The 22,052-nt window shown below is 70.2% G+C and carries 24 protein-coding genes; 16 read left to right on the forward strand and 8 right to left on the reverse strand.

Annotated features, from left to right (window positions below; translation table 11 throughout):
• Positions 1-21 precede the first annotated feature (21 nt).
• Positions 22-1,011, reverse strand: a complete 990-nt coding sequence (locus APZ15_RS32720) for a zinc-dependent alcohol dehydrogenase family protein (RefSeq protein ID WP_027792297.1) — start codon at positions 1,009-1,011, stop codon at positions 22-24.
• Between the two features lie 174 nt (positions 1,012-1,185).
• Here APZ15_RS32720 and APZ15_RS32725 point away from each other — a divergent pair, with 174 nt between their 5' ends.
• The 5 genes from APZ15_RS32725 (at position 1,186) to APZ15_RS32745 (ending at position 5,832) form a co-directional block, all read left to right on the forward strand.
• Positions 1,186-2,187, forward strand: a complete 1,002-nt coding sequence (locus APZ15_RS32725) for an Acg family FMN-binding oxidoreductase (RefSeq protein ID WP_027792296.1) — start codon at positions 1,186-1,188, stop codon at positions 2,185-2,187.
• 51 nt (positions 2,188-2,238) lie between these two features.
• The gene (locus tag APZ15_RS32730; protein ID WP_021159373.1) at positions 2,239-2,574 is read left to right on the forward strand and encodes a c-type cytochrome; all 336 of its coding nucleotides are present in this window, start codon (positions 2,239-2,241) and stop codon (positions 2,572-2,574) included.
• 22 nt (positions 2,575-2,596) lie between these two features.
• Entirely contained in the window at positions 2,597-3,586 is a 990-nt protein-coding gene (locus tag APZ15_RS32735; protein ID WP_027792295.1) for an LOG family protein, read from the forward strand.
• 139 nt (positions 3,587-3,725) lie between these two features.
• On the forward strand, positions 3,726-3,950 hold the full coding sequence (locus tag APZ15_RS32740) for a hypothetical protein (protein ID WP_021159371.1): 225 nt from the start codon (positions 3,726-3,728) through the stop codon (positions 3,948-3,950).
• 115 nt (positions 3,951-4,065) lie between these two features.
• Positions 4,066-5,832 carry a SulP family inorganic anion transporter gene (locus tag APZ15_RS32745; RefSeq protein WP_049096443.1) on the forward strand — a complete coding sequence of 589 codons (1,767 nt, stop codon included), beginning with the start codon at positions 4,066-4,068 and terminating at the stop codon, positions 5,830-5,832.
• A gap of 92 nt (positions 5,833-5,924) precedes the next feature.
• Here APZ15_RS32745 and APZ15_RS32750 read toward each other — a convergent pair whose 3' ends face one another.
• Positions 5,925-6,164, reverse strand: a complete 240-nt coding sequence (locus APZ15_RS32750; protein ID WP_027792293.1) for a hypothetical protein — start codon at positions 6,162-6,164, stop codon at positions 5,925-5,927.
• A gap of 55 nt (positions 6,165-6,219) precedes the next feature.
• On the reverse strand, positions 6,220-6,870 hold the full coding sequence (locus APZ15_RS32755) for a BON domain-containing protein (RefSeq protein WP_027792292.1): 651 nt from the start codon (positions 6,868-6,870) through the stop codon (positions 6,220-6,222).
• Positions 6,871-7,100: 230 nt separating this feature from the next.
• On the opposite strand from APZ15_RS32755, the gene APZ15_RS32760 reads away from it, so the two are divergent.
• Positions 7,101-7,766: a nitroreductase family protein gene (locus tag APZ15_RS32760; RefSeq protein WP_027792291.1), complete on the forward strand. Its 666-nt coding sequence runs from the start codon at positions 7,101-7,103 to the stop codon at positions 7,764-7,766.
• 104 nt (positions 7,767-7,870) lie between these two features.
• On the opposite strand, the gene APZ15_RS32765 is transcribed toward APZ15_RS32760, so the two are convergent.
• The 5 genes from APZ15_RS32765 to APZ15_RS32785 all read right to left on the reverse strand — a co-directional run bounded on the left by APZ15_RS32765 (position 7,871) and on the right by APZ15_RS32785 (position 11,074).
• Positions 7,871-8,305 carry an Hsp20/alpha crystallin family protein gene (locus APZ15_RS32765; RefSeq protein ID WP_027792290.1) on the reverse strand — a complete coding sequence of 145 codons (435 nt, stop codon included), beginning with the start codon at positions 8,303-8,305 and terminating at the stop codon, positions 7,871-7,873.
• Between the two features lie 180 nt (positions 8,306-8,485).
• Complete coding sequence (locus tag APZ15_RS32770; RefSeq protein ID WP_027792289.1) at positions 8,486-8,761, reverse strand: DUF1488 family protein; 276 nt, start codon at positions 8,759-8,761, stop codon at positions 8,486-8,488.
• Positions 8,762-8,858: 97 nt separating this feature from the next.
• Entirely contained in the window at positions 8,859-9,332 is a 474-nt protein-coding gene (locus APZ15_RS32775; protein ID WP_027792288.1) for a universal stress protein, read from the reverse strand.
• A gap of 142 nt (positions 9,333-9,474) precedes the next feature.
• Positions 9,475-9,852: a hypothetical protein gene (locus APZ15_RS32780; RefSeq protein WP_306304910.1), complete on the reverse strand. Its 378-nt coding sequence runs from the start codon at positions 9,850-9,852 to the stop codon at positions 9,475-9,477.
• A 340-nt stretch (positions 9,853-10,192) separates the two neighbouring features.
• A complete protein-coding gene (locus APZ15_RS32785) occupies positions 10,193-11,074 on the reverse strand; it encodes an endo alpha-1,4 polygalactosaminidase (protein ID WP_080981921.1) in 882 nt (293 codons plus the stop codon).
• Positions 11,075-11,389: 315 nt separating this feature from the next.
• Between APZ15_RS32785 and APZ15_RS32790 the strand changes: the two genes are divergently transcribed.
• The 10 genes from APZ15_RS32790 to APZ15_RS32835 all read left to right on the forward strand — a co-directional run bounded on the left by APZ15_RS32790 (position 11,390) and on the right by APZ15_RS32835 (position 21,982).
• Entirely contained in the window at positions 11,390-12,541 is a 1,152-nt protein-coding gene (locus APZ15_RS32790) for an acyl-CoA dehydrogenase family protein (RefSeq protein WP_027792287.1), read from the forward strand.
• A 38-nt stretch (positions 12,542-12,579) separates the two neighbouring features.
• Complete coding sequence (locus APZ15_RS32795; protein WP_027792286.1) at positions 12,580-12,984, forward strand: thioesterase family protein; 405 nt, start codon at positions 12,580-12,582, stop codon at positions 12,982-12,984.
• 23 nt (positions 12,985-13,007) lie between these two features.
• Positions 13,008-13,997, forward strand: a complete 990-nt coding sequence (locus tag APZ15_RS32800) for an NAD(P)H-dependent flavin oxidoreductase (protein ID WP_027792285.1) — start codon at positions 13,008-13,010, stop codon at positions 13,995-13,997.
• A 40-nt stretch (positions 13,998-14,037) separates the two neighbouring features.
• Positions 14,038-15,174, forward strand: a complete 1,137-nt coding sequence (gene pheA / locus APZ15_RS32805; protein ID WP_049096441.1) for a prephenate dehydratase — start codon at positions 14,038-14,040, stop codon at positions 15,172-15,174.
• A complete protein-coding gene (locus APZ15_RS32810; RefSeq protein ID WP_027792284.1) occupies positions 15,171-15,851 on the forward strand; it encodes a hypothetical protein in 681 nt (226 codons plus the stop codon). Before pheA ends, APZ15_RS32810 begins: the two co-directional genes overlap by 4 nt.
• Positions 15,848-16,363, forward strand: a complete 516-nt coding sequence (locus tag APZ15_RS32815; protein ID WP_370448738.1) for a shikimate kinase — start codon at positions 15,848-15,850, stop codon at positions 16,361-16,363. The genes APZ15_RS32810 and APZ15_RS32815 overlap by 4 nt, the downstream gene beginning before the upstream one ends.
• 162 nt (positions 16,364-16,525) lie before the next feature.
• Entirely contained in the window at positions 16,526-17,974 is a 1,449-nt protein-coding gene (locus tag APZ15_RS32820; RefSeq protein ID WP_063623170.1) for an efflux transporter outer membrane subunit, read from the forward strand.
• Positions 17,971-19,218 (forward strand): HlyD/EmrA/EmrK family protein, encoded by a 1,248-nt coding sequence (locus APZ15_RS32825; protein WP_027792281.1) that lies wholly within the window; start codon positions 17,971-17,973, stop codon positions 19,216-19,218. Before APZ15_RS32820 ends, APZ15_RS32825 begins: the two co-directional genes overlap by 4 nt.
• 2 nt (positions 19,219-19,220) lie before the next feature.
• The gene (locus tag APZ15_RS32830; protein ID WP_027792280.1) at positions 19,221-20,759 is read left to right on the forward strand and encodes a DHA2 family efflux MFS transporter permease subunit; all 1,539 of its coding nucleotides are present in this window, start codon (positions 19,221-19,223) and stop codon (positions 20,757-20,759) included.
• Positions 20,760-20,782: 23 nt separating this feature from the next.
• Positions 20,783-21,982: an arabinose transporter gene (locus APZ15_RS32835; RefSeq protein WP_034196204.1), complete on the forward strand. Its 1,200-nt coding sequence runs from the start codon at positions 20,783-20,785 to the stop codon at positions 21,980-21,982.
• Positions 21,983-22,052: the final 70 nt, after the last annotated feature.

The following is a 22,052-nucleotide window of genomic DNA, read 5'->3' on the forward strand; positions in this document are numbered from 1 at the left end:
GTGCGGGCATGTCGAGCGGGATCAGCCGCGCATGCCGAGCACGGCGGCGCCGGATACGCGCCCCGCGCGCAGATCGTCCAGTGCGCGGTTTGCATCGGTCAGCGCGTAACGCACCGCTTCGACCCGCAGCGGCATCGCATCGGCGATCCGCATGAACGCGGCCGCGTCCGCTCGCGTCAGGTTGGCGACCGACGCGATGCGGCGCTCGCCCCACAGCCACGCGTACGGAAAGCCCGGGATATCGCTCATGTGAATGCCGCCGCATACGACGATCCCGCCTTTGTCGACCGCGCGAAGCGCGGCCGGCACCAGTGCGCCCACCGGCGCGAAGACGAGTGCGGCGTCGAGGGGTTCCGGCGGCGTTTCGTCGCTGCCGCCGGCCCATGCGGCACCGAGTGACAGCGCGAGCTGCTGGGCGACGGTGTCGCCGGGCTTCGTCAACGCAAACACCTTCCGCCCCTCGAAATGCGCGACCTGCGCGACGAGATGGGCGGCCGCGCCGAAGCCGTAGATGCCGACGCGACGCGCATCGCCGGCCATGCGCAAGGTTCGGTAACCGATCAGGCCGGCGCACAGGAGCGGCGCGGCCTCGAGATCGGAATAGCGCCGCGGCAGGTGCACACAATAGCGATGGTCGGCAACGGCGCACTCGGCATAACCGCCGTCGATCGTGTAACCGGTGAATCCCGGGCTGTCGCACAGGTTTTCGCGGCCGGACGCGCAGTACGCGCAATGCCCGCAGGTCGAGCCCAGCCATGGAACGCCCACCCGGTCGCCGACGGAGAATCCCGTCACGCCTTCACCCAGCACGCGCACCGTTCCGACAATTTCGTGCCCCGGCACCAGCGGCAGCTTCGGGTGCGCGAGTTCGCCGTCGACGACATGGAGATCGGTCCGGCATACACCGCACGCGTGCACGTCGATCAGCAACTGGCCCGGCGCCGGCAGCGGATCCGGCACGCGCGCCTCGCGCAAATGCGGCGTCGTGCCGTCAAACATCATCGCAAGCATGCTCGCCTCCCCTCGCCATCGTGTTCGCGCGCGTCACGATCCAAGGCTAGTCGCCACGCGCCGCGCGCGCATGGCGCAGTGACGGGCGCTTGACGTGGGTCAACGGCGGCCGGCCGGTTGCTGACACGATGAAGTGGCATGACGCCGCCGGCCCGGCGACCAGGAGATGATCGAATGACAGCCGTTCCCCCACTTGCCGCAAGCGCGCATCCCGAAGCGCATCTGAAGTCGCTGCTGGCCTATGCGGTGCTGGCCCCGTCCAGCCACAACTCGCAGCCGTGGCGGTTCATCGTCGACGGGCCCACGATCGCGGTCTGCGCGGACCGCGTCCGTGCGCTGCCGGTGGTCGATCCGTTCGATCGCGAGCTGATCATCAGTTGCGGCGCCGCCTTGCTCAACCTGCGTGTCGCGCTCGACCACGCAGGGCTCGCCCACACGATCAGCACGTTTCCCTCCGAAGTCGACCCCGATCTGCTCGCACTGGTGCGGGTCTGCGACGACGGCTATTCCGACGCGTCGCTCGGCGCGCTGTTCGATGCGATTCCGGAGCGCGTGACGACGCGCGCGCCGTTCGAATCGACGGCCGTTCCGGACACGCTCCAGCGCGAGCTGATCGCGGCCGGCGCGGCGGAAGGCGTCGAGGTCGCCTGTGTCGACGCGATCGCGCACCGCGCACGGGTGGCCGAGCTCGTCGCCGAGGCCGACCGGCAGCAGTTCGCCGATCCGCGCTTCCGGCGCGAGCTGGCGAGCTGGATCGATCCGCGCCGGCACGTCGACGGCATGCCGGCATTCGCGGCCGGCGTGCCGACGCTGCTGGACTTCGCGGCGCCCGTCGTGACGATGGCGGTCCGGACGTTCGATCTCGGCAACGGGCTCGCCGCGCTGCATCACCAGCTCGTCGGCGCGTCGCCGCTGATCGTCTGCCTGTCGACCGTACGCGACGATCGCGAGGCGTGGCTCGCCGCCGGACAGGCGCTGGAGCGCGTCCTGCTCGTCGCGACGCGCGCGGGCCATACGGCGTCCTACCTGAACCAGCCGATCGAGACGGCCGGGCTGCGCGCCCACCTGCGCCACATGCTCGGGCTGCGCGGCGAGCCGCAGTTGCTGCTGCGCGTCGGGCGCGGCCCGCATACACCGCATTCGCCGCGCCGCCCGCTCGACGAAGTCGTCTCCTGATCGCGCCGCGAGGCAAGGTGCGCCCCCTCCGACCCGGACGAGGATAAAAACATGAACCTCCTGCGTTTCGCCGCCCTCTGCGCGATCGCTGCGGCGGCCGGCCCGGCCGCCGCGCAGACGGCCGTGCCCGAGCCGACCGATCTCGTCAACGCGCAGCACTGCATGTTCTGCCACACGCCCGACATGAGGTTCCTCGGGCCGTCGTTCCACGAGATCGCGCAGCGCTATCGCGGCGATCCGGCGGCCGCCGCGGAACTGGAACGCAAGCTGCGCGTCGGCGGCCGCGTGCACTGGGGCGACACGCCGATGCCGTCCGCCGAGGATCGCGGCGGCCCGCTGTCCGCCGACGATGCGCATCAGCTCGTGCAATGGGTGCTGAGCCAGTAGCCGGCCCGCCGGCCCGCACCGCATGCCGACCGCCATCAAACGCCTACCCGCCCGTACGGTACGAGGCAACGCGCGCCGCCGTGCCGCACCCGGCGCGCCGCCGGCGGACACGCGCGGCACACGCGCACGTACGCGGCCCGATGCGCTCGCCGGCAACGACGACAGCGCCCGGCCCGGCCCGCGCCGCGCGCGGCGTCCCGCCCAACGCCCGAAGCGCACGCCTGCCGACGACGACGCCACCATCCTGCAGCGCGCGAGCATGCGCGGCATCCGGCTGCAGCTCGACTACTGGAAAGCCGAGGCGCGCCTGCAGAGCGAAGGCATCGGCCATGCCGTCGTGATCTACGGCAGTACGCGCATCGTCGCCCCTGCCGTCGCGAATGCCCGGCTGGACGAAGCCAATCGCCTGCTCGCGCAGCGTCCGCACGATGCGGGCCGGCGCCGCGCCGTCGCGGCGGCGAGCCGGCTCGTCGAGCACAGCGCGTATTACCGCGTCGCACGCGAATTCGGGCGCATCGTCGGCCACGCCGACCGCTGCACGCGCGCCGCGCGGCTCGCCGTGGTCACCGGCGGCGGCCCCGGCATCATGGAGGCCGCGAACCGCGGCGCATACGAACTCGGCGCGCCGAGCATCGGCCTGAACATCGAGTTGCCGCGCGAACAGGCGCCGAATCCGTACATCACGCCCGGTCTCGGTTTCCGGTTTCACTATTTCGCGATCCGCAAGCTGCACCTGCTCGAACGCGCGAAAGCCGCCGTGTTTTTCCCGGGCGGCTACGGCACATTCGACGAGCTGTTCGAGGTCCTGACGCTGCTGCAGACGCGCAAGATCCCGCCGCTGCCCGTCATCCTCGTCGGCGAGGCGTACTGGCGCCGCGCGGTGGACCTGGCCTTCCTCGCCGACGAGGGGATGATCGATCGCCGCGATCTCGACCTGTTCACGTACTGCGAATCCGCCCCCGACATCTGGCGCGCGATCGGAAGCTGGTATGCACGGCGGCGTGCCGTGTAGGAATCTGCCGACGCGCTCCGCGCGATTCCTACCGCAGCTTCGGGGCATGCCGATTGAATCGCGCGGGCGCGGCAACGATACTGAAATCACGGATCGCGGCTGCGCGCCAGCCGGATTCCGGGCCATCAGGAGAGCCGTCATGACACACGCTACCCCGCTTCCCGATTCGGGCGACCAGGCCCGCCGGCCTGACGCTGCCGCGCTCGACACGCAGGCGCTCGTCGCCCTGGCGCGCGACGCCGGCATGCTCGTGATCCTCGACGGACAGATCGGGCGCGAGCGGTACGAGAGCGTGACGGGCTCGATCGCCACGCTGGCCCGCTTTGCGCAGGCACTGCAACTGTCGGCACTCAAGGCCGCCTGAAGCCCGCAGCCGTGCCGCGCCGCCGGCATCCGGCGCGACGGCGGCGGCCCGGTCACCACGCGCCTGCCGAAGCCGTCCATCCCGTTCGCCCGGACGTCTCCGGGATGAAGCCGCGATGAACCGGCACCTTTCCGAACACGTCGCCCACCTGTTTCCGGGCATCGCACTGCTCACGCACTACCGGCGCGCATGGCTGTCGCGCGACCTGTATGCGGGCATCGCGCTGTCGGCCGTGCTGGTGCCCGTCGGCATGAGCTATGCACAGGCGGCCGGCCTGCCCGCCGTCACGGGCCTCCATGCGTCGATCGCCGCGTTGCTCGCGTATGCGCTGCTCGGCCCGAGCCGGATCCTCGTCCTCGGCCCCGATTCGGCGCTGGCCGCGCTGATCGCCGGCGCGATCGCCCCGCTCGCCGACCATGACCCGCAGCGCGCCATCGCGCTGGCCGGCGCGATGGCGCTGTCGGCCGGCACGATCTGCATCCTGCTCGGCACGCTCCGCCTCGGCTTCGTCACCGACCTGCTGTCACGTCCGATCCAGTACGGCTACCTGAACGGTATCGCGATCGCGCTCGCGATCGGCCGGTTGCCGGAACTGCTCGGCATGCCCGCGGCGGGCGGCGACGTGTTCTCCAGCGTGCCGCCCATCGTGCACGCCCTCGCCGAAGGCCGGTTCTCCACCGATGCCGCGCTGCTGGGCATCGGTGCGCTCGCCACCATTTTCCTGATGAAACGGGTGATGCCGCGCGCACCCGGCGTATTGATCGCGGTGCTGGCCGCGACCGTGGTCGCGCACGTGTCGCCGCTGCACGGCATCGCGACGGTCGGCACGTTGCCGGCCGGCGCGCCCGTGGCGCACCTGCCGGTCGTCTCCGTCGCCGACCTGGGCGCGCTCGCGTCCGGCGCCGTCGCCGTCGCGCTGGTGTCGTTCGCCGACATCAGCATGCTGTCGCGCGCCCTGTCGGCACGTTCGGGCGAAACGCCGGATCGCAACCAGGAACTGGTCGCACTGGGCGCCGCCAATCTGCTGGCCGGCATGATGCAGGGCTGCGCGGTCAGCAGCAGCGCATCGCGCACGCCCGTCGCGATTGCCGCGGGCGCGCAGAGCCAGGTCACGAACCTCGTCGCGGCGGCGTGCATCGCGATCCTGCTCGTTGCCGCGCCGACGCTCCTGACCGGTGTCCCGCGCGCGGCGCTGGCCGCCGTCGTGATGTACGCGGCGTTCGGCATCGCGGACGTGCGCAGCGTCGTCCGGCTGTACCGGATGCGTCGCGGCGAATGCCTGATTGCGGTGCTGTGCTTTGCCGGCGTGGTCGGCATCGGCGTCGTGCCCGGCATCCTGCTCGCCAGCGCGCTGTCGCTGCTGTCGTTCGTGTGGCGAGCCTGGCATCCGTACGATGCGGTGCTGGGCCGGCTGGCCGGCGTGCGCGGCTATCACGACATCGCGCGCCATCCGGACGCCGTGCAGACGCCGGGGCTCCTGCTGTTCCGCTGGGATGCGCCGCTCTTCTACGCGAACGTCGAGATTTTCTGCGAGCATCTGCACGCGGCCATCGTATCGTCGGCGTCTCCGGTCACGCGCATCGTCATCGCGGCCGAGCCCGTCACGGATATCGACGTCAGCGCCGCCGACCGGCTCGTGGCGCTTTGCGAGGAACTCCGCGCGCAGACAATCGCACTGGACTTCGCCGAAATGAAGGGGCCGGTGAAGGATCGCCTGCGCGCCTACGGGCTGTTCGACGCGTTCGATCCCGCCAGCTTCTTTCCGACCGTGACCGACGCCGTCGCGCATCATGTCCGGCGGCAACGCGAACATGCGCGTGACGACGAACCGGTTGCGCACCCCGCGCCGCCGCCTGCCGACCGCGACCGCGCGGACGGGTAGGCACACCGATACCCATGCGACGCGGCGCTCGTTGCATCGGATGACGAACGAAACGTCGACGCACGGGAGACACGTTCACGTGCGCCGTGGCGTCAGACCGTGAACGTGTTCGATTTCCTCATCTCGACCCAGGTCATTCCGGCGCGCAGCCCGTCGATCGCGGCTTCACGCTCGGTATCGTGGTTCCGGCTGTGCGCGAACGTGCGCTCGCATGCGCCATCCGGCGACGTGAACGTCACGTGGATCCTGCAACGGTAGCCGCCCGCTTCGGCGGCAATCGTCTCGATCGTCACCGACCAGTCCGCGTCGTGTACCTCGCCTGACAGTGTCATCCGGCTTCCCTCCTTCAACTGCGCGGACTGCCCATCCGGTTGCCGGGTTCCGCGCTTACTCGACAACCAGGTCGTCGACCACCGCACGCACGCCGCGCGCCGACCACGCGGCACCGCGCACAGCCTTGCGCTCGGAGAACGAACCGACCTTGCCGGACAGCCGCACGGTGCCGTCGTGCACCTCGATCGCGATGTGCTTCGCCTCGCGCTCCGCGTGGCGCATGATCGCGCGCTTGATGCTGCCGCCGATGTCGGCCGACCCGACCGCCCCCTGCACCGCGATGTGGTCGGTCACGCCGGTCACGCTGCGCATCTGCGAGATCGCCCGCACGGCCATATGGCTCTGGTACGCCCAGTCGACCCTGCCGGACAGCGTGATCCAGCCGTGTTCGACCTGCACCTTGACCGCGTCGTCGTGCAGACCGACCGTCCAGTGCAGAACCGAGCGCACGGCATTCGCGATGTCCTCGTCGGTGCGGACGTCGTCGTCCGGCAAATGCACGGTCATGTCGACGACGAGCGCCTTGACGCCGGCCACGCGGTTCGCCGCACGCTCGATCGCCAGTTTCTCCGCATAGCTCGGCGGGTGACCCGAGAGCGTCACGATCCGGTTGACGACCTCGACACCGATACGTGTCGCGTCGATCGCCGGGTCGGATTCGAGTTCGTCCTGGACGTCCTGCTTCAGTTGCTTGTCGGTTTTCATCGCCTGCACTCCTGTGAGCCGCGGCGTGCCTGTCCGCCGCATATGCCCAGATTTGCACATGCACGGCCGGGGATCGCTGATGCAGGTCAACGGACGCCGCTCGACGCGCATCGCGGCCTGCCGGTGCGCCGCTTGACGGAGGTCAAGCCGGCGCGGCCCGGCAGACTTATCGTGAGATCGCCGATGCGCGACGCCCCGGGCAAGCACGGCGATGCTCCAAGGAGACTCACATGACGGAACAGCAACTGTTGGCCTATTCGCCGACACCACCGGCAGGGCCGGTATCGCCACAGGGCGAATCCCCGCCCCTCATCGACCTGCCGTACCCGGACCTCGACGGCGGCCCGCCATTGATGACCGCACTCGCGGCAAGAATGAGTTCCCGCGAATTCGCCGCCACGCCCCTGCCGCCCGCGACGCTCGGCGCGATGCTGTGGGCCGCGGACGGCGTCAACCGGCCGGTCGGCGGCGGCCGCACGGCGCCGTCCGCGCATGCGTTCAACGAAATCGACGTGTACGTCGCGCTGCCGTACGGCGTCTATCGCTACGACGCGCCCGCGCATCGGCTCGTGCTGAAACACGCCGTGGATGCCCGCAACCTGACGGGTTACCAGGACTTCGTCGGGCGCGCGCCGCTGGATCTCGTCTACGTCGTGCGGACCGCCGCGATCCTCGACATGCCGCCGCAGCAGCGCGACGTGTTCTCGGCGATCGCGGCCGGCGCCATCGCGCAGAACGTGTCGCTTTACTGCGCGGGCGCCGGCCTCGGCACGGTCGTGCGCGGCTGGATCAACCATCGCGTGCTGGCCGACGCGCTGCGGCTGAACGAGGACGAGCTGCCGATCCTCGCGCAGACGGTCGGCTACCGCGCAGGCGGTGCCGCATCGAATGCGTGAGCGCCCCGGCGCCCGCTTCAACGAAACGGCGCGCGGATCGCTCCGCGCGCCGTTTCCTCCTGTCGGGCAGCGCATGCCGGCGCCACCCGCGGCCTGCCGCCCGATCAGCCGATCGTCAGCTTTTTCTGCGCGACCGGCGCCTTCTTCGGCAGCGTCAGCGACAGCACGCCGTCCTGATACGTCGCCGTTGCCTTCGCGTCGTCGATTTCACCCGACAGCGAGAACGAGCGGCTGACCGCGCCGCTATAGCGCTCGCGCCGGATCACGCGCTCGCCTTCCTTCTGCTCGCTGTTGCGCTGGATTTTCGCGTTGATCGATACGGTACTGCCCGTCACCTGAACGTCGATGTCGTCCCTGGCGACGCCCGGCAGCTCCGCGTTGACCTTGTACGCATCGTCGCTTTCCGTCACGTCGATCTTCATCGATGCAAGATCGGGCTCGTCCGCCAGCGTCATCCCGCGCAGCGGCCTGAACAGGCCCTGAAACAGGTCGGCGACGGGTTCGATCGAAAACGGATCGTACCGTGTGACATTGCTCATGGTTCGTACTCCTCGAGCGATTGACATGCGGCCCGCGCTTTCGTCCCGCCCGCGCGAAGCCATGACGAAGATCGGATTGGCGCGGCACCGTGTGCCGGGCAACGGACGAACGATCGTCAGGATTCCAGCGTAACTGCCCGCATCGGCATGGGCTTGACGCGCGTCAACGGGAGCGGACGCTCAGGTGCAGAACCGGAAATAGCCGCTGTGGAGCAGGATCGGCCGGCCGCCCATCTCCTCGAGCAGGCAACGCGCGGCGCGCTCGATCGCGGGTCGATGACGGGCGAATGCCTCCACGAGATCCTGTTCACGCGGCGATGCCGCGCGGAAGTGATCCTCCAGCGCTTCCGCGGTGATCGCGCAGTGCACACGGCGGCCTTCGACCAGCGCGGGAAACGCCAGCGCGGGATCCTGGCTGCAATACGTCGGATGTTCGCAAGGAAAGGAGATCTGCATGATGGTCACCTGTGCAGGTTGCGCATGGGTGGGCACGGGCTGGCGGTGCCCCGGGTGCTGCCCGCGTCCTCGCCGCGAGGCGCCGCGCGCGAAAACGCTAGGCTGCCGCCGCCGCGGCCGGGGCGGCATCGCCGGCGCGTACGAGCAGGACCGGGCAACTCGATCCGCGCAGGAAACGCTCCGCGACGCTGCCGAGAAACAACCGCCGGACACCGCGGCGGCCGTGCGTGCCGATCACGGCCAGATCGATCGAGCGCTCGACGACGTACCGTTGCAGCCGTTCGGCGACATTCTGGCCAGGCTCGGTCTCGACGATTTCCGTGTCGCCGTTGACCGCCGCATGCGAGATCGCCCGTTCCGCGCTGCGCAGCACCGCCGCGCCGTCGCGCCGAACCTCGTCGAGCAGCGCGTCCGGATCCATTCGTCCGGCGTACGTCACCAGAAGCGAGCGGTCGACGACGAAAACGGCGAACAGGCGCGCGCCGTACGATCGCGCCACCTTCAGACCTTCGTCGAGCGCCAGTTTCGATGAAGGACTGCCGTCCACGGCGACCATGATGTTCGTGTACATACCGACCTCGCTGGATGAACCGACGCGCCGGCGGCGTGCGGATGGGTGTCATCATCGGCGTTCGCCGGACGCGGGCGTTGACGGAGGTCAACGGTTCGAAATCACGTGGAGGCGCGCGGGCGCACGGGCACGAGATGCCGGATCAGCGCGGCGCGACCGGCTGCGGCGCGTCGGGGGAACGCGCCTGGCTCACGTCGGCCCGGAAACCCCGCTCGATGTCGAGGATCTTCGTCGCGCACGCGTCGTACCGCCACCCCGGGCCGCCATCGCTGCCGTACATGCCCTTGCACATCGCCTTGAGCCGGATCACCGCCGCGCCGCCGCCCGATGCGGTGCGCGAGGCCCACAAATAGACTTCGCCGGCCAGGAACGGCGGCGCCGTCTCGATCGTGTCTGCATCGGCCCGGGTGATCCGGGTCGACGAATGCCCTTCGACGTAGCGGCGCGCAAGGCGCCATGCGCGGTCGCATTCGGCCGGTGTCGAACACTGCAGCGCCGCGGCCTGGCGCGTCGCGAACAATTGCGTTTCCGTCGACCGGAAGGCCGCGTTCCGCTCCACTCCGGCGCACGCACCCAACGCAAGCAGCACGCCGACTGCCCACACCCGTTGCTTCATCTCGACCGCCCCGCAACACATCGCGCTCCGCTCGCCGTCGGGTAGCACGAACCCGTTCGACGCCAATCCGGCCGTATGACGGCCGACTTCCCGCATTCGACGCGCGGTCACGTGCCGCGGCGTCCGAGCGCTCGAATCGACTGTAGGGCCGCCATGGAAAACGCGGTTGACCTGCATCAAGCGCGTGCCGCACGCGCACGCGCTTCGCCGGCACGCCGGAGGGCACCCGGCTGCGTCCCGCCGCTCACTCGAACCGGCAGGCCGCGCGCGGCAGCGCCGAAAGCGTGTCGCTCGACAGTTTCAGAATGCCGTCGAAACCGGCCTGGTTGTCCGCCGGGCAGAAAGCCGCGAGCGTCATGCCGTCCGGGCGCGTGTACTCGACATTGAACACGGCCTTGTTCAGCGCGATGAAGCTCGCGTAACTGCCGCACTCGTGGAACCTGTTGCATTGCTCGTTGAGCGCCCAGTCGGCCACTTTCGCCATCGCGGCCGCGATACCCGAGCCGTTCTTCAGGCCCATCGACATCCCGCGATCGTGCGCGGCGGCGATCAGCGCCGTGTTGTACCGCAGTTGGTCGTCGCGCGTCAGCGGAAAACCCGTTTCCTGGCGATAGCTGTCGTCGAGGTCCGGCTCGATGCCGTCGCAGCCCTTTTTCTTCGCCATGTCGAGACGCGCCAGCATCAAGGGCATCAGGATCGCGGTCTGGCGAATGTCCAGCCAGCGTTCGTGATCCTCGTATCCTTCGACGGGGTAACCGAGCACGCTGTCGGGAAACCTGCCGGCATCGCCACGGGTGTCTTCCCGCCCGCCGACCTCCATGTAGCACACGACGGTGATGCCCTTCGCCTTCAGGCGCTGGATCGTGCCGGCATCGGTCAGTTCCATGTCGACGTCGTACATCTTGCGGGCGTTGTTCACGCCGTCCAGCACCTTCTCGTTGATCGTGTTGCCGTCGATCTGCCATTGCCAGCTCGTGCCGGGCACCAGTGGCTTCCACGCGGCGGCTTGCGACGCGCGCGCCGAAGCCGCCGCGACCGGGCCGCCCGGCACCGACGAATCCGAGTCGCCGCCGCATGCCGCAAGCAGCAGCATCAGCACGAATGAGGCGAATGATCTTGCGGACATGGCGAATCCTTTGCCTGTTGGCGGCTCGTCAGGATGCGAGAGTGCGAGGGTGCGAGGGAGTCACGTGCAGCGAAATGCAGGCGATGCATCTGCCGATCGCGCAGTGGTGCGGGAACGCGCGAAGCACGTCCGGATGGTAGGCGGGAACACCACGCCCATCTGTTCCGATTTGTCGATTTTTGTTTGTGTGGCGGGCCGGCGCTGTCCGGAAACGCACCGTCATCGCCGATGAGCGATTGCGAAAAATGACAGTTTCTCCGTCCCGGGGTTTTGGATAGATTGGCCGTACCGCATCCGCATCGCCTCAGGGACACCATGAACTTCGAAGCCACCCCCGATCAACGCGCTGCCGCCGCCACCTATCGCGCCGTCGCGCTGCGTCACTTCGCGTCGTCGCCGCGCCGCGGCTTCGACTGGGCAACCTGGCGCGCGCTGTCCGAAGCAGGTCTGTGGCGCACGCTCGTCGCCGGCCGCGATGCAGGCGCGGACGCGTCGTTGAATGTGTTCATCGCCGCATTCGAGGCGATCGTGACCGCGACGAGATCCGTCGGCTTCGCGATGGCGCTGGCGAATCAGGCGACCGTGATTCGCGCGCTGCTGCTCCACGGCACACCGTCGCAGCGCGACCGTTTCCTGCCGGCCCTGACGTCCGGCGCGGTGGCCGCGACCGCCATTTCCGAAAAAGGCACCGGCACCGAAATCCGTGCACTGCAGAGCCGCGTCACGCTGGACGGCCAGGATTGTCGCCTCGACGGTCACAAGTACAACATCAGCCACGCCCCGGACGCGGCACTGATCCTCGTCGCCGCGAGCGCCGCGCACGACGGTCGCCCCGGTACGGCGCTGGTTCTTCTCGATCCGCAACGCGCCGGCGTGACGCGCACCGCGCCCCAGGAAACCCTGGGCGTCGCCGATCTGCCGATCGGCGACATGACGTTCGACGGTGTTCCCGTCGGCACGGACGATTTGCTTTGCACTCCCAAGGACGGATTGCGCGTGCTGATGGACATCGCGTCAATGAACCGCGCGTTGTTCGGCCTGCTGTGCGCGGACGTGGTCGGGCCGTTCCTCGCCGACGCACTCGCGTACGTCGGCGAACGCGGCGCGCTCGGCGTGACGCTCGACAAGCATCAGCATGTCCAGCGGCGGCTCGTCGACATTCATGTCGGTGCGGAGCGCTCGCGCTGGATGGCACTCGCCGCGCTCGACCAGTTGAGGGCGGGCGACCCGTCCGCGCTCGCCAGTTGCTCCATTGCGAAACTGGGCGGCGCCCGCGACCTGACCCAGGCCGCGCTGCACCTGCTCGCGATCTACGGCAGCGACGGTTATCGCCGCGGCCCGCTCGCGACCTTCGTTGCCGACGCACTCGCCATGGGAACCGCGGGCGGCACCGAAGAAATGCACGCGCGCAACATCTTCAGCCAGATGCAGCGACGCGCGACCGCGTCGCACATGCACGCGGCCTGAGTGCTCAATTTTCGTTTCTCATCCCGAAGGAGTCTGCCTTGACCATCCAGCCCGGCCTCCGTGCCCGTGCCACGCACCGTGTCGATACGATTTCGCTTGCAGATCAATGGGGCGGCGAAGCGCACGCCCTTGCCAGCCCGATCATGATCATCTTCATCGAGCAGACCTGCATGCAGGCAACCGATCACCTGCTCGGCTCCGACCTGATGACGGTCGGCTACAACTTCGAGATCAAGCATCTCGCTCCGACGCCGCCCGACTGGGAAGTCACGGTCGACGCCGAGCTGATCTCCGTGGAAGGCCGGATGATGACCTACAAGGTGTCGGTTCGCGATGCGGCCGGCGTCGTCGGCGAAGGCATCCATACACGCTGCGCGGTCGGTCGCGACAGTTTTCACGAGCGGCTTGCCGAGCGCCGCGACCGCGCACCGGTCGCGCAATGAGCACCACTGGAGGAGACACCCCGATGCGCCCGACGCCGCTACACGACCTGCGCCTGCCGCTGATCGCGTCGCCGATGCTGATCGCCAGCTACCCCGAGATGGTGCTGGCGCAGTGCAAGAGCGGGATCGTCGGCGCCTTTCCCGCGCTCAATGCGCGACCGAGCGCGCAGCTCGGCGACTGGATCGATCGCATCGACGAGGAACTGGCCGCGCACCGTGCCGCCCATCCGGATGCGTGCGTGGGGCCGTACGCGGTCAATCACATCTGCCATCAGACCAACACGCGGCTCGAAGCGGACTTGCGGATCTGCATCGACCGGCGCACGCCGATCCTGATCACGAGCCTGCGCGCGCCGCCGCGCGAGATCGTCGAAGCCGTGCACGCCTACGGCGGTGTCGTGCTGCACGACGTCACGACCGTGCGACACGCGGAGAAAGCGCTCGAGGCCGGTGTCGACGGCCTGATCCTGGTCGCGGCCGGAGCGGGCGGCCATGCCGGCACGCTGTCCCCGTTCGCGCTGGTGTCGGAGGTGCGCCGCATTCATGACGGCTTCATCGCGTTGTCCGGCGCGATCGCCACCGGCGCGGCCATCGCGGCGGCGCTTGCACTGGGTGCCGACTGCGCGTACATGGGCACCCGCTTCCTCGCGTCTCACGAAGCCAACGTGGCGCAGCGCTACAAGGACACGATCGTCGAGGCCACCGCCGCCGACATCGTCTACACCGATGCGTTCAGCGGCGTGCACGGCAACTATCTGCGCCAGAGCATCGAGGCCGCGGGCATGGACGTCCGCAACCTGCCCCGCAGCGAGCACGCACACCTCGATTTCTCGCCCGAATCCGGCGCGCGCCAGTGGCGCGACATCTGGGGCGCCGGCCAGGGCGTGGGCTCGATGGACACGGTACTGAGCGTCGAGCAGATCGTCGCGCAGCTCGAGATCGAGTACGGCGTCGCACTCGAACGCGTGCGTCACGAGTCCGCCCGCATCGGCCGGCACGCCCCCGCGCACTGACCGGGCACCCGCTTTCTTTCGCTACCTCCACGGTACCGTCATGACCCTCACCGCCACCGACTTGCCCGCTCTCGATCCGGTCGCGCTGCAACGCGCGCAGATCGATGCCATCGACCAGGAACTGCTCGCGCTGATCGCGCGCAGGATGCAGCACGCCGCCGCGATCGGCCGGTTCAAGGCGCTCGACGGCCGGACGATCCGCCAGCCGGCCCGGGAAACGGAAATCGTCGCGGGGCTGTGCGCCCGGCCGCACGGGCTGCTGCAGGCGCGCCACGTCGCGGCGATCTGGCACACGCTGTTCCGCGTCAGCCGCGAGTTGCAGCGGGTGCCGTCGGTCGCGTTCCTCGGCCCGCCCGGCACCTTTACCGAGACCGCGATGCAGCGCTACTTCGGCGCCCCGATCCGTCCACATGCGTGCGACACGCTCGAAGCGACATTCGCCGCACTGGCGGCCGCGAACGTCGACCATGCGGTGGTGCCGATCGAGAATTCAACCGAAGGCACCGTCACGCGCGCGATCGACCTGCTGGCCGACGCGACCGCTCCAGTGGTCGGCGAGATCGTGCTGCCGGTCGCGCACTGCCTGCTGAGCGCATCCGGCACGCTCGAAGGCGTCGACTGCGTGCTCGGTCATCAGCAGGCGCTGGCGCAGTGCCGTGCATGGCTCGATGCGCATGCGCCGCAATTGCGCCGCGTGCCTGTCGCGAGCAACGCCGCGGCCGCCCGCGAAGCAGCGAGCATGACGGATTGCGCGGCGATCGCCGGCGAACGGGCGGCCGACCAGTACGGACTGCGTATCGTGGCGAACGCGATCCAGGACGAGCCCGGCAATCGCACGCGCTTTCTCGTCCTCGGCGGGCCCCCGGCAGAGCCGACAGGCCATGACCGCACCAGTCTTCTGCTGCAGCTCGACGATACGATCGGCGCGCTCGCAGGCGTGTTCGATGCATTGGCGCGCCACCGGATCTCGGTGCTGTGGCTCGACGCGCGTCCCGGCCGCGCCGCCGGGTGGGCGTACCGCTTCTTCGTCGACATCGACGGCCACCAGGACGACGCGCATGTCCGTGCCGCCCTCGGCGACATCAGGACGATCGCCGCCGACCTGCGAATCCTCGGTTCCTACCCGCGCGCGCCGTTCGTCGATGCCGGCGCCGTTGCCGAGCCGAGCGCGACATGAGTGCCGCGTCCGCCGATACCGCCGTCGCGCGCCGGGTGCGGGCCATCTGCGACGGTCACGACGATCGCCTGCTGGTCCTGCTCGGGGTCGTGCCGCCGTCGCTGCGTCGCGACACCGGCGCATGGCTGCGTGCATTGCGCGCGGACTACGAAGACGAACTGGAGTTGCTGACGCATGTGCAGCGCGTGGCCACGCCGGACGTCGACGACGACGCGCGGGCCGCGCTGCTTCGCCGGCTCGGCAGACTGCGGCTGCCGACGGCGTTGGTCGTCGATACGTCCGCGACGGCCTACGGCCGCTGGTGCACGCGGAACGGCGCCACCGCGCACGGCTGGCGGCTGCTGGAAACCGCGCGTGGCGCGGCGCCCGTCGGCGGCGTACTCGTGCCCTGGCGCGACTGCCTCGCGGCACCCGCGACCTCGCGCCGCGTGCTCGCCGATTTCGGCCATGCGTGGGCCGGCATCGATACGAGCGTCGCCATGCTGACCGATGCGCTGCTTGCGAACGACGTGCAGGTCGGGGGCATCGCGCTGGGCGATCTGCTCGCGCAACCCGGTGCCGCGCCCGTATCGCCCGCAAGAATGACCGGCGTCCTGGACCGCCTCGCCAATACGGTGCGCCTGCGCCGTATCACGGCGGCGACGCGCCGGACGCATTCGCTGCGGAGCCGGCTGTGACGGCAGCGCACCATCCGCGCATCGCGTTGATCGGCATGCCCGGTGCGGGCAAGACGACGATCGGCGCGGCGCTTGCGGCGGCACTCGACCGCCCGTTCGCGGATTCCGACCGGGAGATGGAGCAGCGCTTCGGCGCCCCGCTTGCCATGCTGTTTCCGCTGCCGACGTTCCGCGCCCGCGAAGCCGGCGTCATCGATGCGCTGTCGCAACGCGACACGCTGATCCTCGCCACCGGCGGCGGCGCGGTGCTGCGCGACGACACCCGCGCGCGCCTCAAGGCGCGCTGCCACGTGATCTACCTGGTCAGCGACATCGACGCGCTGTACCGGCGCACCGGGCGCGATCCCGCGCGCCCGCTCCTGAACGTGCCCGATCCGCGCGCCGTGCTGGCCGAGTTGCAGCGGACGCGCGATCCGCTGTACCGGGCCTGCGCGCATCGCCTGCTCGACACGCGCGGCGCGTCGATCGACGAAATCGTCGCGGCGGCCCTCGCCGAATCCGCGTCCGCCTGACGGTCGCGCCCATGCGCGCGGCTGCCCCGCTCCCGGTTCCCTTCCCGCCCCGTCACGGGCGCTCCCCACTGCCATTTCTGACAGTTGCTCGTTGTTTGAGAATATCTAAAGATATATTTTTAGATAGTCTGAATTCGTCAACCGGACTCGTGGAAACCGATCATGTCCAAGTTTCTTGTCTCGACTCGAAGATGGGGTCCGATCGCTACGGCAGCCGTGACGGCGGCCGTCATGGCCGGTTGTGCCCCGTTCGGCCAGCAGCCGGACCAACAGAAGATCACCCCGGTCGAACAGCTCGACCCGGGCCTCGCGCTTCACGCGGCCAAGGGTCAGGCCGACGTGGACGCGCAATGGTGGCGCACCTTCGGCGATCCGCAGCTCGACCGCGTGCTGGCCGACGCGCTCGCGGGCGCGCCGTCGCTGAAGGCCCAGCGCGCCCGGGTCGACGAAGCGCTCGCGCAAGCCGACGTCAGCGCGGCGGATTCCCTGCCGCTGCTCGGCGCAGCGGTCAGCGCGACGCCGACGCGGCTGCCGCGCAGCTACACCACCCCGCCCCCCGCCGCAGGCCACTGGCAAGTCAACGCGCAGGCGCTGCTGAATGCGTCGTTCGATCTCGACGTTGCCGGGCGCCTGCGCGCGCTGACCCGCGCCGCGACCCTGCGCGCCGGCGAGCAGCAGTCGCTCGAGCGCGCGGCAACCGTGTCGTTGCAGGCCGCGCTCGTCGAGACGTACCTGCAGCTCGCGCTCGAGCTGCAACTGCTCGACATCGCGAACGATACGCTGCGTCAGCACGATTACCTGCTGCGCCTCACCCGCCAGCGTGAAGCGGCGGGACTCGACATGCCGGTCGCGGTCGCGCGTGCCGGCGAGCCGCTGCCGCTCGCGCAGGCCGATGTCGAGCGGCAGCGCGCGGCCGTTGCGCTGCTGCGCCACCGGCTCGCGGCGCTCGTCGGGCGCGGGCCCGGTTATGCGGACACGCTCACGCCGTCACCGCGCGTGCTGCATGCCGTCGCGCCGTTGCCCGCGACGCTCCCGGCCGCGCTCGTCGGGCGCCGGCCCGACATCCTGGCCGCCCGCTATCGCGTCGAGGCCGCGTCGGCCGACATCGACGCGGCCCGCGCGGCGTTCTATCCGGACATCAACCTGATGGCGTTCGTCGGCGTGCAGAGTTTCGGCTTTCGCGCGCTGCTTCACGGCAGCAGCGGCACGTTCGGCGCCGGCCCCGCGATCACGCTGCCGATCTTCGAAGGCGGCAGGCTGCGAGCCGGCCTGCGCGCGCAGACCGACGCGTACAACGCCGCCGTCGCCGACTACGACGACACCGTCGTCAACGCGCTCGCCCAGGTCAGCGACTCGCTCGTGCAGCTCGACGCGCTGGCCAGGCAGCGCGACCTGAATCGCGATGCGCTGGCACGCGCGCAGCAGACCTACGACATCGAGACGCGGCGCTACCAGAAAGGCATTTCCGGCTACCTGGACGTGCTGCTGGCCGAAACCCGGCTGCTTGAAGACCGCCGGTCGGTCGCTCGCGCCGATACCTCACTTGCCGTCGAGCACGTCCGGCTGATCGCCGCGCTCGGTGGCGCAACGAACCCCGGAGCCCAACAATGAATCGCACCGACACCCCGCCGGCCGCCGCGCCGGCCGCCGCGGGCGCGGCGTCGCCCCCGCCCGCCGAACAGGCGCTGCGCACCACGCGGCGCCGCTATTTCCGCTGGTTCTTCATCGCGCTCGCCCTGGCCGCACTGGCCGGCGGCTACTGGTGGGTCACGTCGCGCGGTACCGAGACGACCGACGACGCCTACGTGACGGGCGATGTCGTGCAGGTATCGCCGCAGGTGGCGGGCACGGTCGACACGATCATGGTGCAGAACGCCGAATGGGTACATGCCGGCGATCCGCTGTTCCGCGTCGATCCGACCGATGCGAAGCTCGCGCTCGACGACGCCGTCGCACAGCTCGCCCATGCGGTGCGCGAGTACCGCACCGCGCATGCCGACACGGCGCGCGAGGCGGCGCAGATCCTCCAGCGCAAGGCCGAGCTGTCGAAGGCCTCCGACGACCTGCAGCGGCGGCTCGGCCTCGCGCAGGACGGCGGCGTATCGCGCGAGGACATCCGCCACGCGCGCGACGCGATGACCAGCGCGTCCGCCGCGCTGGACGCGCAACAGGCCGCATACGACGCATCGCGTGCGCGCGTCGACGGCACGTCGATCGACTCGAACCCGCTGGTACGCGCCGCGGCCGCGCGGGTGCGCAGTGCGGCGCTCGCACTGCGCCGCACCGAAATCCGCGCGCCGCTGGCGGGGCTCGTGACACGCCGTGTCGTGCAGGTCGGGCAGCACGTCACGCCCGGCGCGCCGGCCATGGCGCTCGTGCCGCTCGACCATGTGTGGGTCGAGGCCAACTTCAAGGAATCGCAGCTGCGCGGCATGCACGCCGGGCAGGCCGTCGAGCTTCGCTCGGACCTGTATGGCTCCGACGTCGTGTTCCACGGCCGCATCGAAGGCGTCGAGGCGGGCACGGGTTCGGCATTCGCGTCGGTGCCCGCGCAGAATGCGACCGGCAACTGGATCAAGGTCGTGCAGCGTGTACCCGTACGGGTCGCGCTCGATCCCGGCGAATTGCGCGCGCACCCGCTGCGCATCGGCCTGTCGATGAACGCATCGGTCGTGCTCGGCGACAACGCGCCCGGCACCGCATCGGCCTCCGTGCGCCCCGCGCCGGCCGCCGCCCGGCGCCCGATCGACGCGACGTCGATCTTCGATGACGATGCCTCGTCCGGCGACGCCCTCGTCAACGACACGATCCGCGCGAACGACGGCGTTGCCGTGCGCCGCGCGCCGGGAGCCTGAGCATGGCGCCCGTCGCTCGGGCTGCGGCGCCGAAACTGCCGCTGGAGCCGCTGCAGGGCCCGGCTCTCGTGCTCGTCGCGATCGCGATCAGCGTCGCCAACTTCATGCAGACGCTCGACCTGACGATCGCCAACGTCGCGGTACCGACCATCGCCGGCGATCTCGGCGTCGCGCCCGACATGGGCACCTGGATGCTGACGTCGTTCGCGACGCCGCTCGCGATCACGCTGCCGCTGACCGGCTGGCTCGCGCAGCGCTTCGGCCAGGTGCGGCTGTTCCGGGTCTCGGTCGTGCTGTTCGTCCTGACCTCGATCCTGTGCGGCCTCGCACCGAATTTCGAATCGCTGCTGCTGTTCCGCGCGCTGCAGGGCGCGGCCTCCGGGCCGATCACCGCGCTCTCGCAGGCGCTGCTGCTGGCCGTGTTTCCGGCCGCGCGCCGCAACGTCGCGCTGTCGGTCTGGCAGACCACCACGTTCGTCGCGCCCGTGCTCGGCCCGATCGCCGGCGGCTGGATCACCGACAACCTCTCGTGGCCCTACATCTTCTATGTCAACGTGCCGACAGGGGCGCTGGTCCTGCTCGTGCTGACCCGCTTCCTCGGCCGGCGCGACAACCCGACCCGCCACCTTCCCGTCGATTTCGTCGGCCTGCTGCTGCTCGCCGCCGCATTCGGCTCGCTGCAGCTGATGCTCGACCGCGGCCAGAACCTCGACTGGTTCGCGGCGGTCGAGATCCGCGCGCTCGCCGTGCTCTGCGTCGTGTCGTTCGTCGCGCTGGTCCTCTGGGAGCTGACCGACGCGCATCCGATCGTCGACCTGCGGCTGTTCGCGGATCGCGGCTTCACCGCGGGAACGATCGCGGTGACGGTCGGCTTCGGCGTCTATTACGGCGCGCTCGTGCTCGTGCCGCTCTGGTTGCAGACCGAGCAGGGCTACACGGCAACCTGGGCCGGCATCGCCACCGCGCCGCTCGGCATCGCGGGTATCGTGATCGCGCCGTTGATCGGGCGCATCCAGGGGCGCACCGACCCGCGCCACCTCGCGACCGTGGCGCTGGTCGGCTGGGGCGCGGCGTCGTTCTGGCGCATGGGCTTCAATACCGACGTGACGCTCGGCGACATCGCGGCCAACTCGCTGCTGATGGGCGCGGCCACCGCGTTTTTCATCACCCCGCTCGTGTCGCTGTCGATCGCCGGGTTGCCGCGCGAAAGGCTGCCGGCGGCGTCGGGCGTGCAGAATGCGCTGCGCCGGATCGGCACCAGCGTCGCCACCTCCGTCGCGCCGACCTATTTCGAGCGGCGCTCGCGCGTTCACAACACATACCTCGTCGATCGCATCACGCCGTTCGATCCGGCCGCCGGCGACTGGCTCGCCCGGCTCGAACATGCGGGCATGTCGCCGGCCGGCGCGCTCGCGTCGGTCAGCCGCTCGATCGACGTGCAAGCCCACATGCTCGCGCTCAACGATTTCTCGTTCGGTTGCCTGCTGCTGTTCGGCGCGACCCTGCTGACCGTCTGGTCCATCCGCTACCGGCGTCCGTGACGCCGATCAACCGGCCCCTTCCGATGAACGCCCCCGACCTCCAAAACGTAGTCGCACCCGACATCGCCCCGGCACGCACGGCCCGGCTCATCTGTTTCGGCGTCTTTCTCGGCGCGCTGACCTTCGGCCTCCTGCTGCCCGTCGTGCCGCTGTACGTGCACGACACGCTCGGCTTCGGCACGCTCGTCGTCGGCACGGCGGTCGGCGCGCAATTCCTCGCCACCGTGCTCACGCGGAGCGTCGCGGGCCGCCGCGCCGATCATCGTGGCGCGAAGCGCACGATGTGCGCGGGGCTCGTGTCGTGCGTCGTCGCGGGCGGCGTCTACGTCGCGAGCGCCACGGCGCCGGCCGGCCCCGGCGCACGTCTCGCGCTGCTGGTTGCCGCGCGGCTGCTGTCCGGGCTCGGCGAAAGCCAGCTCGTCACCGGGGCGCTCGCGTGGGGCATCGGCACGCTCGGCGCGACCCGCTCGGGCCGCGTGCTCTCGTGGACGGGCATGGCCCTCTACGGCGCGATCGCGCTCGGCGCCCCATGCGGGATGGCGCTCGCGCGCGCCGGCGGGCTGGCGGCCGTGGCCGGCGCCACGATCGTCCTGCCCTGCATCGCACTCGCGCTCGTCGCTTCGCTGCCTGCCGTCGCGCCGCAGCCGGGCCTGCGGGTGCCGCTGTCCCGCGTGCTGCGAATCATCGCGCGGCCCGGATGCAGCCTCGCGCTGCAGGGCGTCGGTTTCGCGGCGATCGGCGCGTTCGTGACGCTGCTGTTCCAGGCGCGCGGATGGGAAGGCGCGGGCCTCGCGCTCAGTTGCTTCGGCGGCGCCTTCGTCCTCGTCCGCGTCCTGTTCGGCCATCTGCCCGACCGGTTCGGCGGTTATCCGGTCGCACTCGCCGCGCTCGCGGTCGAGGCGATCGGCCAGCTTCTCCTGTGGGCGGCGCCGGTATCCGGCGTCGCGCTCGTCGGCGCGACCGTGTCCGGCCTCGGTTGTTCGCTGGTCTTTCCCGCGCTCGGTGTCGCCACCCTCCGGCACGTGCCGGCGCAGGCACGCGGCACCGCCCTCGGCGGCTTCACGGCGTTCCAGGACGTCGCCTATGCGTGCACCGGCCCGCTCGCGGGCTGGGTCGTCGCGCGTACCGACTACCCGTCCGCCTTCGCCGTCGGCGCTTGCGCCGCATTCGCCGGCGTCCTGCTGACAGCGTGGCTGATGCACACCGACCGGTCGCCCCCGTGAACCCCGGCGGACGGCGGGCGCATGCCCTGCCGTCCGCCGCCCGTATCCGACACCCTCGCGGCGCCCTCGC

Source organism: Burkholderia cepacia ATCC 25416 (assembly GCF_001411495.1).
Lineage (GTDB): Bacteria > Pseudomonadota > Gammaproteobacteria > Burkholderiales > Burkholderiaceae > Burkholderia > Burkholderia cepacia.

Coding starts and splice junctions, on each gene's coding strand:
- APZ15_RS32720 (WP_027792297.1), bottom strand. CDS start 1,011: ATGCTTGCGATGATGTTTGACGGCACGACGCCGCATTTGCGCGAGGCG.
- APZ15_RS32725 (WP_027792296.1), top strand. CDS start 1,186: ATGACAGCCGTTCCCCCACTTGCCGCAAGCGCGCATCCCGAAGCGCAT.
- APZ15_RS32730 (WP_021159373.1), top strand. CDS start 2,239: ATGAACCTCCTGCGTTTCGCCGCCCTCTGCGCGATCGCTGCGGCGGCC.
- APZ15_RS32735 (WP_027792295.1), top strand. CDS start 2,597: ATGCCGACCGCCATCAAACGCCTACCCGCCCGTACGGTACGAGGCAAC.
- APZ15_RS32740 (WP_021159371.1), top strand. CDS start 3,726: ATGACACACGCTACCCCGCTTCCCGATTCGGGCGACCAGGCCCGCCGG.
- APZ15_RS32745 (WP_049096443.1), top strand. CDS start 4,066: ATGAACCGGCACCTTTCCGAACACGTCGCCCACCTGTTTCCGGGCATC.
- APZ15_RS32750 (WP_027792293.1), bottom strand. CDS start 6,164: ATGACACTGTCAGGCGAGGTACACGACGCGGACTGGTCGGTGACGATC.
- APZ15_RS32755 (WP_027792292.1), bottom strand. CDS start 6,870: ATGAAAACCGACAAGCAACTGAAGCAGGACGTCCAGGACGAACTCGAA.
- APZ15_RS32760 (WP_027792291.1), top strand. CDS start 7,101: ATGACGGAACAGCAACTGTTGGCCTATTCGCCGACACCACCGGCAGGG.
- APZ15_RS32765 (WP_027792290.1), bottom strand. CDS start 8,305: ATGAGCAATGTCACACGGTACGATCCGTTTTCGATCGAACCCGTCGCC.
- APZ15_RS32770 (WP_027792289.1), bottom strand. CDS start 8,761: ATGCAGATCTCCTTTCCTTGCGAACATCCGACGTATTGCAGCCAGGAT.
- APZ15_RS32775 (WP_027792288.1), bottom strand. CDS start 9,332: ATGTACACGAACATCATGGTCGCCGTGGACGGCAGTCCTTCATCGAAA.
- APZ15_RS32785 (WP_080981921.1), bottom strand. CDS start 11,074: ATGTCCGCAAGATCATTCGCCTCATTCGTGCTGATGCTGCTGCTTGCG.
- APZ15_RS32790 (WP_027792287.1), top strand. CDS start 11,390: ATGAACTTCGAAGCCACCCCCGATCAACGCGCTGCCGCCGCCACCTAT.
- APZ15_RS32800 (WP_027792285.1), top strand. CDS start 13,008: ATGCGCCCGACGCCGCTACACGACCTGCGCCTGCCGCTGATCGCGTCG.
- pheA (WP_049096441.1), top strand. CDS start 14,038: ATGACCCTCACCGCCACCGACTTGCCCGCTCTCGATCCGGTCGCGCTG.
- APZ15_RS32810 (WP_027792284.1), top strand. CDS start 15,171: ATGAGTGCCGCGTCCGCCGATACCGCCGTCGCGCGCCGGGTGCGGGCC.
- APZ15_RS32820 (WP_063623170.1), top strand. CDS start 16,526: ATGTCCAAGTTTCTTGTCTCGACTCGAAGATGGGGTCCGATCGCTACG.
- APZ15_RS32825 (WP_027792281.1), top strand. CDS start 17,971: ATGAATCGCACCGACACCCCGCCGGCCGCCGCGCCGGCCGCCGCGGGC.
- APZ15_RS32830 (WP_027792280.1), top strand. CDS start 19,221: ATGGCGCCCGTCGCTCGGGCTGCGGCGCCGAAACTGCCGCTGGAGCCG.
- APZ15_RS32835 (WP_034196204.1), top strand. CDS start 20,783: ATGAACGCCCCCGACCTCCAAAACGTAGTCGCACCCGACATCGCCCCG.